Origin of the sequence: Aestuariivivens sp. NBU2969, assembly GCF_019931125.1 — a bacterium.
Taxonomy (GTDB): domain Bacteria; phylum Bacteroidota; class Bacteroidia; order Flavobacteriales; family Flavobacteriaceae; genus Aestuariivivens; species Aestuariivivens marinum.
Map to the genome: position 1 here is coordinate 61,501 of NZ_JAIOUU010000008.1, position 11,905 is coordinate 73,405.

An 11,905-nucleotide genomic window follows, 5' to 3' on the forward strand; every position below is an offset into this window, starting at 1 on the left:
GGTATTTAATACCTAGCTAATTAATCATCAGTTAAGCTTTTATATTTTTTCTGATTGATTCCCGCAATAACCATTAGGGCTATAATCGAGAGAATAATTATCCATGCCCACATGGGGAATACCGGTGTCTCACCACTTGCGTAAGAATGCAAACCTTTTGTAAAATAGTAATTGACACCTATAAAGGTCATGAGTACCGATCCGAAACCAAATACAGCTGCGAGATTAAAAATGAATTCACCTTTTAATTTAGGCGCTAATCTAAAGTGCAAAATAATGGTATACACAATAGTAATGATCAATGCCCAGGTTTCTTTGGAATCCCAACCCCAGTAACGGCCCCAGGATTCATTGGCCCAAACACCGCCCAAAAAGGTTCCAATCGTTGCTAAAAACAATCCAATGGTCAAGTTCATTTCATTGATATGGGTTAGTTCTTTTGTAATCAAACTCAAACGGTTTCCATTCTTTTTGTTTTTAAATATATAAATACACATATTAAACAGCCCGAGCACAAAACCAAGGCCCAAGAAACCATAACTAATGGTTAATGTTGCTACGTGTATAATGAGCCAGTACGATTTTAACACCGGTACCAGATTGGTCAATTGCGGGTCGTAAGAACTGTGACTGGCTGTCATTAAGGTAAAGAACGCCAGTAATGAGGTCGCTGCCAAAGTGATTTTTGAGTAGCGCATAAAACTGAAACCGGCCAGTAAACTTGCCCATGATACTAAAATCAAGGCTTCATAACCATTACTCCACGGGGCGTGTCCCGACAAATACCAGCGCATGGCCATACCATAAGTATGGTAAAGAAAACCTACTGCCAACAGGGCTATAGATACATTTAAAGCCCAGCTTAGAACCTTACTTCTCTTTGCACGTAAATTATCAACAAAGGCCAGGAATAGTAATAATACACTTAACAGACCATAGACATTTTTTAAATTGATAAAAATGTTGGATTTATTATAACTTATTTCCTTTTCAATTTTGGTTGTTGAAGGAATAATGTCTGCGGCAGCACTTTGGCGCTGTATGCTTTTTAGGTATCCAAGCAATTTGTCAGCCCGTTTATAATCGGCGGTTTTGGTGGCTTCAATAACTTCCAAAAAATACGCCCGCATAATACCACTATAATTAAGCACTTCTAACTGCAAATCATCATTAATAATTTTAAGTGGTCCTGTTAAGGGCTGTTGTGCGCGTTGATCTTCCCAGCTTACCCATTTGTTGTTTTGGGAGTTCTGCACTGGAAAAATATCGAGCATATGGGCTTGAAATGCCATCATAAACACTTCCAACCGCTCATTAACTTTAATAATCTCCTTATCAAATGTATTGCGTTCAGCATCTGGTTTTCTAAAAGCTGTCTCGGCAAAAGTCTGTAATTTATAGGCGCCTTGTTCATTGAAAAAGTCGTTAAAAGCTACATATTTACCGGTCATGCCAATGACCTCGGTAACTGCTTTTTCGCGAACATAAACGATACTTTGATTTTTCCAGAATTCAGGATTTAAAGGCATGTCCAAAAACACCTGAACAGCCGACATTTTTCCTCTACTTGGGATATTGAATTTATCTTTTCGACTTATTTTATGCATCACATCTATGGCCAGGGTGTGAACGGGCGCAAATCGGCCGTCATAAGTTTGCACAACAAGTTCGGCAAATCTATTGGCATGAGCTTCACTCACCGAGTAAGGGTTTTCCTGATGTTGATGGGTCTGCTTATGCTGCGCTATAAGGGGAGTAGAAAACAATAAGGCTAGCAATATTACGGTGAGTCCTTTTCTTTGGGTTCTTAGATGTCTTATCTTACCCATTAATTCCCAATATCTGGAGTTTTTGTTGAAGAGCGTCCATACAAAACCAATAATCATTAAAGCGTATCCAATATAAGTTATCCATGTACCCCACATATCGTGGTTAACGGACAATATGGTTCCTTTTTCATCTTTATCGTATGAAGACTGAAAAAAGCGATACCCACCATAATCCAGAACATTGTTCATATAGATGCGGTGATCCTCCCTTATGCCTTTGGTTGGATCAATAAGGGTCACTTCACTGGCATAGGAGGAAGGACTCATGGAACCTGCATAGCGTTCGAGTTGAAAATCACGTAGCTGCAGTGTAAAAGGCAGCATTATTTTTTTTCCGCCGTAGGCCATCTTAAGTGAGATACCATCCAAAGGAACGTCCTGAAAATTATCTATATAACCGGGGCCTCCTAAAATGGTTGCCTCTTTGGTTATCCCATTGTGGGTGACATCTAAAATCAAGGCCCCTGGCAAATTGTCTTCAGGGCCACCTTCAACATATTTTATAGCCGTATTTTGATAGACTTTGGTGAGTACCAATGCAATGCCAGATTGCTCTGGTTTGTACAGCATCATTCGGGTAAAAGCACCCAAACTGTCTTTTTCTATTACACCTTCGGTCATGGCAGGCATGGCCGCAGTGACAATATTGGCCGGATAGCTTATGGTTAGGTTATCGGCCGTCCCCATAATTTTTAAGGCATCGGCCCTTGAGTTATTATTAAAGGCAATAGGGAAATTATGATTATAAAGTAGTTCTCCATCCTTGATGAGCATTTCATCCTTATGGCCATCGACACTTATGGTAAGGGCAAGCATGGTAAATCCACCGTCTTGTCCTTCCTCAAAAGTTTCTTTAGCCTTTTTTAGATAGTTGTTATAAGCAATCTGGACATCGCCTTTACCCTCTGTTTTCAGTTCTAGCTCAAAAAAATTATTGGTAATCATCCCAAAGGCCAATGATTTATCCACGGCATAATCTTTTACCCCGTCATTAGCTCTTACACTTAAAAATGTTTCATCACTTAATATAAAATTGGAGGAAGCTCCTTCTCTAATGGCCATTCTACCTTCAAACCCTACATAGCGGGTAACCCCAGCACCAATAATAATAATCACAAAAGCGGTATGAAATATAAATCCAGAGATTTTTTTCCAGCTAATCAAATTATAGCGTTTGATACTGCCTATAAAATTAAGGATCATGAGTACCATTAAAATTTCAAACCATTTGGCATTGTAGATCAATAATTTAGCCGTTATGGTATCGTAGGAGTTTTCTATAAATGTAGCTGCAGCCATTGCCATGGCAAAGATGACCAACAGGCCTAGTGTTGTTCTTGGGGAGAAAAGAATCTTTAATAATTTTTTCATAACGCACTTAGTTTTCCTAATATATTCTAGGACAAAATTAATTTAATACCCCTTTGTTTTTGATGACATTTGTCAGGTAATCATCATTATATTTAGTTTATTTTTGCTATATGAATACAAACTTTAAAAACCTAGAAACATGAAATATTATTTGAGTTTAGCATTTGTGATGCTATTAATGGTCTCTTGTAAAAATGAGACAAAAACGGAAACAGGAAATGCTGCCAACGTTCATAAAGTTATAGCACAGGAAGTCTTTCATGTGAGTGAATACACCTATATAAGAGGACTGGAAGATGGTGCTGAAAAATGGATTGCAGGACCCACAACCGATATCAAAGTAGGTGAGACCTTTTATTTTGGTAAAAGTATGGAGATGCCAAATTTTCAAAGCAAGGAATTGAACAAAACTTTTGAAACCGTTTATTTTGTTGAACATATAAGCCGTACAGAAGACGGTCTTAAACGACCAAAGGGTTCAGGTACCAGTACAGCAACTACCGGAACACAACGAACTACCGTCGAGAAAAAAGATATCAAAATTGAAGCTTCCGAAAACACCATTACCATTGCGGAGCTGCTAAAAAACAGAGAAACCTATAACAATAAGGTGGTACAGTTAAAAGGAGAAGTAACCAAATATAACCCTGCCATTATGAATGTAAACTGGATTCATATTCAGGACGGTACTGAATTTAACGGTGTATTCGATGTAACGGCAACATCTACCGATGAGGTTACTTTGGGAGATATTGTAAGCTTTAAAGGAACAGTGGTTTTAAATAAAGATTTTGGAGCAGGCTATGTTTATGATATCATCATTGAAAACGCCACCATTATAAAATAATATAAAAAAAGACTCATGAAACTATTACAATCAGTACTCGCTTTAATGTTATTTCTGTTTGGTATTAATGCCACTGCACAGGACCCACATACCGATAGTGGCTTAAGAAAAGGCATCGTTCAGGAGGTACTGCAAGTCTCGTCGTATACCTATTTGAATGTCTTGGAAGATGGCGAAAAAAAATGGATCGCCGTTCCAACCATTGAGGCCAAATTAGGCGAAATATACTATTATAAAGGCGGTATGGCCATGCCCAATTTTCAAAGCACCGAACTTAACCGAACCTTCGATTCGGTCCTGTTCTTAGGCTCCATTACCAGTGCCGAAGCCATTAATGTTGATAGTGGCATGGTCGATCCAGATGCCCCAAAGGAAGACGTGGTACCTGCCAAACAACCAACGCTAGATCAATTGGAATTGAATATTGAAGCGGTTGAAGGAGGCATTCGCATTGCCACCCTGTTTGAAAACCCGCAACAATACGCTGGAAAATCCATAAAAGTTGTGGGCGAAGTCACCAAATTTACGCCCAGTATCATGGGGAAAAACTGGGTACATTTTCAGGATGGGACGTCTTATGAAGGCGCTTACGATTTAATGATCACCACCCAGGAAATTCTGGCTGTTGGTGATGTGGTGGTTTTTGAGGGTGTCATCGCTTTGGATAAAGATTTTGGAGCTGGCTATTTCTATAAGGTCATACTCGAAGAAGGAGTTATTTTAGACTAATATAGGTTATACCATTAATTAAAAAAATAACATAAGTGACTTGGTAATTAAGATGTTTTTAGTATTTGGTATTATTGTAAAATTGGCAGCTCATTTATACTTTAAATTTAATGAACTATAAATTTACAAAGGAAATATAGTCTCTTTGAATTATCATTAGTTGTGTAATAATTAACACTTAGACTTGATAGTGTTATTAAGGTAATTTAACTTAATGCATGAATTTAAATTGAAAAAAAAAGTAGCTATATCTCAATCTAACTACATACCTTGGAAAGGTTATTTCGATTTAATAAACCAAGTTGATTTATTTGTTTTCTATGATGATGTAAAATATACAAAGAATGATTGGCGCAACAGAAACAAAATAAAAACCCCGAATGGTTTAAAGTGGCTTACACTTCCTTGTGGATATGACTTTAATAGATTGATCTGTGATGTCAAACTGCAAAATCAAATTTGGCAACAGAAACATTGGGAAATTTTAAGACAAAACTATTCCAATGCGCCTTATTTCAATACCTATCAAGAGTTATTTAAAAATGTATATTTTGAAAAAAAATGGACTTATCTTTCTGAGTTGAATCAGCACCTTATAAAATTAATTTGTAATTTATTAGAAATCAAAACAGATTTCGAAGATTCTAGAAATTATAATTTAAAAGGAGCAAAAGAAGATCGTGTGGTTGATCTGCTAAAAAAAGTAAATGCCACCGAATATTTAACTGGGCCTGCTGCTAAAAGCTACTTAAGTGAAGAAACCTTTTTAAATGAAAAAATTGAATTAACATGGATGGATTATTCAAATTATAAAAAATACAACCAACTTTACCCGCCTTTTGTTCATGAAGTTTCCATAGTTGATTTGCTATTTAATGAGGGAGAAAATGCTAAAAATATTTTAAATTTAAAATGATGACTGATAAAACATATTATTTAATTTAAGTCTATAAAAATGAAATTATCTGTAGTTTCCACTTTATATAATTCAAAACCATTTTTAAAATCTTTTCTCAAAGAAATTACTGAATCGATTGCCTTTTTAGAAATAACCGATTACCAATTGATTTTCGTAAATGATGGTTCGCCAGATGATTCATTAGAATATTTATTAGAAAGAAAGGGTAAACTTCCCCAAATAAAAATTATAGATTTATCTAGAAATTTTGGTCATCACTACGCCATGCAAATTGGACTCCAAGAGGCAAAGGGAGATTTTATATTTTTAATTGATAACGATTTGGAGGTTTCACCTTCTTTTTTGATTGATTGTTTTAAGGTAATGAATGAAGATGACAATATAGATGTGGTTTACGGATTTCAAGAAAAAAGAAAGGGAAAAATTATTGAAAGTTTAGGTGGAAAACTATTTTGGTGGCTTTTATCTAAATTTTCTGATGTAGAAATACCAAAAAACATGTTAACCGAAAGGTTAATGAAAAGTAGCTACCTCGAAAAGTTTCTTACATTGGGAGATTCCAACCTGTTTTTAGGTGGTATGATGCATTGGGTTGGATTTAATCAAGTTGGTATTCCTGTTAAAAAGAAAGGAAGAACAGGAAAAAGCACTTATGACACACAAAAACGCATTGCGCTTATGGTTCAAGCCATTGCATCTTTCTCAGGGAAACCCTTAGTTCATTTATTTTACACTGGATTAACTATTACTTTTGGTAGTTTATTGGCAAGTTTATATTTGGTCTTAAAGAAAATATATTTAGGTGAGTCTGTTCAGCTCGGTTGGACATCTTTAGTGGTGATAAACGTATTGATTTTAGGTGTGATTACAACATTTTTAGGAATTATAGGGATTTATATTTATAAAATCTTTAACCAAGTACAAAACAGGCCTAATGCCATAATTAGAAAAATCTATTAAATGAAAAAAGTTTTAGGAATTGTTGGAGCTGGAAAATTGGGAGAACAAATAGCCCATTATGCCTTAACGGATAATCATTATTCTAAAGTAGTTTTTATAGATGATTTTTCTTCAGAAAAAGAAATAAATGGCATTAAGATTATTGGAAAAACAAATCAAATTGATTATTTATTTGACAAAAAACTTTTTGATGAATTAATTATTGGCATTGGCTATAATTATTTAAATAAAAGGAAAGAAATATACAGCCAATTAAAAGATAAGATTCCTTTTGGAAAAATTATACATAGTACGTCATGGGCAGACGGAACTGCTATCATTAGAAAGGGATGCGTTATTTATCCTAATTGCAGTATAGATATAAATTCTATAGTTGAGGAGAATACGATTATTAACAATAGCTGTTCCATCGCTCATGATTCCATTATTGGTAAACACTCTTTTTTATCACCTTCGGTGAGTATTGCAGGGTTTGTAAAAATAGAGGAATGCTGTAATATAGGAATCAACACCACTATTATTGACAATATAAATATTGTTTCGAATACACAAACTGGAGGTGGTACCGTTGTTGTTAAAAATATTGTTGAATCAGGACTTTATGTCGGAAACCCAGCAAGGTTTATACGTTAAAATTCAACTTGACTATCTTTAGTAAATAATGAAAAATATTATAACAGATTTTCAAAACCGTTTTTCAGAAAACTCAGTATCAAAGTTACCCATTCTATTTGTTTGTTGTCTTTTTGAGTTTGCTGTTATTGTTACAATATTTCCTGTTTTTTTTTCATTAAATGATGATACCGCCATGAATGCCATTGCTTCAGGTGCCATCTCCGGGAATCCTTCTGAATTTTTACTTTTTACTAATGTCATACTCGGTTATATATTAAAACTTCTTTTCACTTATGCACCAACGATAAACTGGTACAGCTGGTATTTGCTTAGCGCGCTGTTTATGGGCTATTTTGCCATTCAATATGCGTTTGCAACTACAAATGAATCCCTTTGGTTAAAAATTTTTAGGCATGTTTTGATACTGGCCTTAATAATGACGAGTCTTTTATTTATTACTTTTACCGTAGTGGCAGCCGTTGTCTTGATAGGGGGGGTGCTATTAATTTTCACAGCTAAAAATAAAAGCTACCTTGAGATGGGGTTTGGGGTGTTTCTTATGGTATTAGGGGCATTGATACGCGCAGATGTTTTTAAAATGATCCTCCTTTTGGGCCTCCCTTTATTTGCTTACTTACTCTACACAAAACACTATAATAAGCTTCTTTTTATTGTCCTTTCCGTACTTTTAAGCATAGGGTCAGGCATAATAGACGATATAGTCTACAATAAGCATATCGAATTCAAAGAATATCGAGAATTCAATAAGTTAAGATCTAAAGTTACGGCATCTGACAATAGTCAAATGCGTTTTAACCTTAGTGCTGAACTATTGAAAGAGATTGGCTGGAGCCTTAAAGATCTCGAGCTAGTAGCTTTTTTTAATTTAGATGTAGGTCATTTGAAATTTACCAAAGACAAATTAATAAAAGTTGCATATTCTGGTCCGAAATTGACTGAAAAAATCTCCTTGGCTTATATTTATGAGAACCTGAAAACAATAATTAAAGTATTTTATAATTATTTTAAAACTTTTATTCAATGGCTTCTTGTATTTATTTTATTGACGCTTTTTTTTATTGAACATAAATGGAAGCAACTTCTCATACTATTTTCCGCATTCATCTATGTTGTGATAATTTCATTAATTATTTTGATATATGTAGAGGGTCAATTAAAGCCCAATATTACTTTTGGATTATTACTACCAATAGGTCTTTTGCTAATCTACTTTTTAAATTTTGACCATCTTTTTCAACGGATTGCCATTAGAAATTTGAAATATTTAAAAATGGGACTTTTTATTTTTAGTTTTGGCGTTCTTCTTGTGCCCCTATCAAAGTCGGTAATGAAAATGGATGCGGTTAACGAAGCATTTGAAACCAACCAAAAAATTCATGCTGCTTTGGAAGCCAGACCAGAATCTTTTTATGTGAGCTGGGTGGTTTTACAGTTTTATCCAATTTTCGATACACCATTTAAAAACACAAAGGCCTATTCTTTGGGATGGTTAGCTGGTAGTCCAGCCAACAAGGACAAAATTGAACACTATACGGGTAACAGAAATTTGGGGGTCTATACCATATTTAACCAGGACATCGTCTGGTATTTTCAAAATGATATTTATTATTCCATGTTTGGAAAAAAAGTGTATGACTTTTATCTTTCAAATTATCCAAAATGTAATTTTAAGGAAGAAATTATACCAGTAACGGATAATAACATGCTTATTAAACACACCTACCATATAAAAATGTAAGCTATGATTCCATTTAACAAACCCCATTTTTCGGGCAAGGAAACCCTTTATATTGAAGACGCTTTAAAAGGGGGTTTTATCTCGGGCAACGGAAAATACACCAAAAAGTGCCAGCAATTTTTTGAACAGCGTTATGGTTTTGGGAAATGCCTGCTCACGACCTCCTGTTCGGATGCCTTGGAAATGGCGGCTATTTTATTGAATATCCAACCGGGCGATGAGGTGATTGTGCCCTCATACACCTTCGTCAGTACCGCCAATGCCTTTGTAAGACAAGGGGCCAAGATTGTGTTTACCGACAGCCTTCCTTATCACGCCAATATGGACACCAGTACTCTGGAGACCTTGATTAACAACAAAACCAAAGCCATTGTTCCCGTACACTATGCTGGCGTAGCCTGCGATATGGATACCATAATGGCACTGGCCAGCAAGTATGGATTATATGTTGTAGAGGATGCCGCCCAGGCCATAGACAGTTTTTACACCGGAAAAGATGGTTTAAGAAAACCACTGGGAAGTATAGGCCATTTAGCCACCTTTTCATTTCATGAAACCAAAAACCTGACTTCGGGCGAAGGCGGTATGCTTGTCATTAACGATTCGCAATTTTTCTGCCGAGCCGAAGTGGTGTGGGAAAAAGGCACCAACCGGGCTGCTTTTTTTAGAGGAGAGGTCAATAAATATGGCTGGGTAGATGTGGGATCTTCCTTTTTACCTTCCGATATCCTTGCCGCTTTTTTATGGGCACAGATCGAAAATCTGGACGACATACAACACCAACGCAAACAACATTGGAATGCCTATTATACAGGCTTGCACCCATGGGCAAACCGGAAAGGGGTGATGCTGCCGCAAACCCCCGACTACGCTACCAACAATGCCCACATGTTTTATATGGTGTGCCAAACTCCAGAGCAACGCAGTGCAATCATCAGCCATTTGAAAGCCCATGGTATTCTTGCGGTGTTTCATTATTTAAGCCTGCACCAAAGCCCTTTTTATAAGAACAAACACGATGGAAGAACACTAATGTATAGTGACCGATTCAGCGATACCCTTGTGCGACTGCCGTTTTTTTATGAGCTGTCTCAAAAAGATATCGACTATATTGTAAGTACAATAAAGATTGACTTTTAAAATTTATATTTTTTTATGACTAAGATTAATTGTTTTGATGTTGTTTTAACTGTTGAATTTCTTCTAATAATTTTTCAATCTTAATAACATCCAATAATACCTTATTTGGAAGTGCTAATTGTTCTCTAAGTAGCTTTTCGGCCTTTTCAACTTCACCTTTATTTAAATAAATAATGGCCAAATAATAATTAGCATGTGGATATGCACCAGATTTATAAGCCTTAATTGTTGACGAAAACAACAGAGGTTCTGCCAATTCATATTTTTCTTGAGCAAAATAATTAAAACCTAAATAATACTCTATTAGTGCATCAGACATATTAACATTTACTTTGGAGTCAATATTTTTAATAACAAACTCTGCCTGTGTAAATTTCTTATTTAATATCAATGCCCTAATATAGGCATGAATATTAAAATCTTTGTTTGGATCTAACCTATAATTATTTTCCCAAACAGTCACATCATTTCTATATACTGGAATATAGTTAATTGTCATGACATACCAGCACACACAGAGAAACACCACACACCCGGCCAGCACCAGTTTGGTTTTAGGCCAATATTTTTGTAAGAGATACAGTAGACCCAATATAACTATAAAAATACCGATGAGCGGAAGCGCCAAATAACGATCATAGATCTTTTCATTGGGTAGATCGGGAAAAATAGATAAGGCAGGGGCTAAGTAGATGATAAAAAAGAGCATCCCCAAGGTGATATAAGATTTTCGGTATTTAAAAAATAAAAAGATTAAAACAAAAATAAAAAGTAAGCCAATTAAAGAATAAAGATTGAAATTGGTATACCAATGAAAATCATTTGCTTTAGGCCATAGAAATTCATAACCGAAACGCAATTCATTGGGCCAGGTAATCCTATTTAAATGAATGCCTATAATATTTATGGCTCTCATTAGTCTTTCAAATAGTGGTGTGTATACAAATATTTTCCCTAAGGATGGCAATGTTAAAATATATTGTACCCATAAAAAAACGGGGATATTCGCCAGTAACCAAAATCCAACTAATTTTAATAAATGCCTAGGGTTTTTATCGCTCGTTATCAACCATAAAAAAGGAACAAAAATAATGGTAGCTAGCGCAGACAGTTTTGATAATACGGCTAAATAGTGGAAGAGGATACCCAAACCAAAAATCCAATACATGGGTTTAGTGGATTTTTTTCCAGTTTTATACAAGAAAACCAAAGAAATTAAAATCATGAATACTGATAAGATGTCCTTTTGACCAGAGATATAGGCCACCGATTCCACATACATGGGATTTAATAAAAAGAAACTCATGACGATACAGGCGGATAGCTGCACAGGCCAATACTTATTCGCAGGAGCTTGATCTTTAAATATGCGGTCTTCAAAGAGCAACTTTGAGAAGTAATACACCATAAATCCCGAAGCTATAAATAACAGTAGACTTACTAGATGGTATCCTGTGGTCCATTTTCCGAAAGTATTGTATTCTAGAACATATAAGTAATCCCGTAAAGGCAACAGTTCTCCCCATTTGTTGGTCGCCTCCACAAAAACAGCTTTGATATCTAATGGGTTTAATGAGGTTAATTTGGTATTATCTAAATAAGTTACATCATCAATTATAAATTCTCCAAAAAGGGAATGATAATATAGGATAACCGTTATAATCGAAATCAATAACGGGAAATGACTTAAAATTTTATAGTATATGTTTGCACTTTTTTGTTTCATCGGAATATTA

General features: G+C 35.3%; 9 protein-coding genes. 7 read left to right on the forward strand and 2 right to left on the reverse strand.

Features of this window, described 5'->3' with window-relative positions; all coding sequences use genetic code 11:
- Positions 1 to 20 precede the first annotated feature (20 nt).
- Positions 21 to 3,200, reverse strand: coding sequence for a cytochrome c biogenesis protein (gene ccsA / locus K7G79_RS07825; RefSeq protein ID WP_223550782.1), 3,180 nt, complete (start codon positions 3,198 to 3,200; stop codon positions 21 to 23).
- 139 nt (positions 3,201 to 3,339) lie between these two features.
- On the opposite strand from ccsA, the gene K7G79_RS07830 reads away from it, so the two are divergent.
- From K7G79_RS07830 to rffA, 7 genes are all read left to right on the forward strand, one after another.
- Positions 3,340 to 4,047: a hypothetical protein gene (locus K7G79_RS07830; protein ID WP_223550783.1), complete on the forward strand. Its 708-nt coding sequence runs from the start codon at positions 3,340 to 3,342 to the stop codon at positions 4,045 to 4,047.
- 15 nt (positions 4,048 to 4,062) lie between these two features.
- Complete coding sequence (locus K7G79_RS07835; protein ID WP_223550785.1) at positions 4,063 to 4,776, forward strand: hypothetical protein; 714 nt, start codon at positions 4,063 to 4,065, stop codon at positions 4,774 to 4,776.
- Between the two features lie 229 nt (positions 4,777 to 5,005).
- Complete coding sequence (locus K7G79_RS07840) at positions 5,006 to 5,692, forward strand: WbqC family protein (RefSeq protein WP_223550786.1); 687 nt, start codon at positions 5,006 to 5,008, stop codon at positions 5,690 to 5,692.
- A gap of 39 nt (positions 5,693 to 5,731) precedes the next feature.
- Positions 5,732 to 6,655, forward strand: coding sequence for a glycosyltransferase family 2 protein (locus K7G79_RS07845; protein WP_223550788.1), 924 nt, complete (start codon positions 5,732 to 5,734; stop codon positions 6,653 to 6,655).
- Positions 6,656 to 7,288 carry an acetyltransferase gene (locus K7G79_RS07850; protein WP_223550790.1) on the forward strand — a complete coding sequence of 211 codons (633 nt, stop codon included), beginning with the start codon at positions 6,656 to 6,658 and terminating at the stop codon, positions 7,286 to 7,288. It abuts the gene before it with no gap.
- A gap of 28 nt (positions 7,289 to 7,316) precedes the next feature.
- Positions 7,317 to 9,029 carry a hypothetical protein gene (locus tag K7G79_RS07855; protein WP_223550792.1) on the forward strand — a complete coding sequence of 571 codons (1,713 nt, stop codon included), beginning with the start codon at positions 7,317 to 7,319 and terminating at the stop codon, positions 9,027 to 9,029.
- 3 nt (positions 9,030 to 9,032) lie between these two features.
- Positions 9,033 to 10,169 (forward strand): dTDP-4-amino-4,6-dideoxygalactose transaminase, encoded by a 1,137-nt coding sequence (gene rffA, locus K7G79_RS07860; RefSeq protein ID WP_223550793.1) that lies wholly within the window; start codon positions 9,033 to 9,035, stop codon positions 10,167 to 10,169.
- A 25-nt stretch (positions 10,170 to 10,194) separates the two neighbouring features.
- Here the strand turns inward: rffA and K7G79_RS07865 are convergent, their stop codons facing one another.
- Positions 10,195 to 11,895 carry a tetratricopeptide repeat protein gene (locus K7G79_RS07865; RefSeq protein ID WP_223550795.1) on the reverse strand — a complete coding sequence of 567 codons (1,701 nt, stop codon included), beginning with the start codon at positions 11,893 to 11,895 and terminating at the stop codon, positions 10,195 to 10,197.
- Positions 11,896 to 11,905: the final 10 nt, after the last annotated feature.

What these genes read in the sequence shown, in the direction of transcription:
- K7G79_RS07835 (WP_223550785.1), top strand. Translation starts at nt 4,063, where the DNA reads ATGAAACTATTACAATCAGTACTCGCTTTAATGTTATTTCTGTTTGGT.
- K7G79_RS07850 (WP_223550790.1), top strand. Translation starts at nt 6,656, where the DNA reads ATGAAAAAAGTTTTAGGAATTGTTGGAGCTGGAAAATTGGGAGAACAA.
- ccsA (WP_223550782.1), bottom strand. Translation starts at nt 3,200, where the DNA reads ATGAAAAAATTATTAAAGATTCTTTTCTCCCCAAGAACAACACTAGGC.
- rffA (WP_223550793.1), top strand. Translation starts at nt 9,033, where the DNA reads ATGATTCCATTTAACAAACCCCATTTTTCGGGCAAGGAAACCCTTTAT.
- K7G79_RS07830 (WP_223550783.1), top strand. Translation starts at nt 3,340, where the DNA reads ATGAAATATTATTTGAGTTTAGCATTTGTGATGCTATTAATGGTCTCT.
- K7G79_RS07855 (WP_223550792.1), top strand. Translation starts at nt 7,317, where the DNA reads ATGAAAAATATTATAACAGATTTTCAAAACCGTTTTTCAGAAAACTCA.
- K7G79_RS07865 (WP_223550795.1), bottom strand. Translation starts at nt 11,895, where the DNA reads ATGAAACAAAAAAGTGCAAACATATACTATAAAATTTTAAGTCATTTC.
- K7G79_RS07845 (WP_223550788.1), top strand. Translation starts at nt 5,732, where the DNA reads ATGAAATTATCTGTAGTTTCCACTTTATATAATTCAAAACCATTTTTA.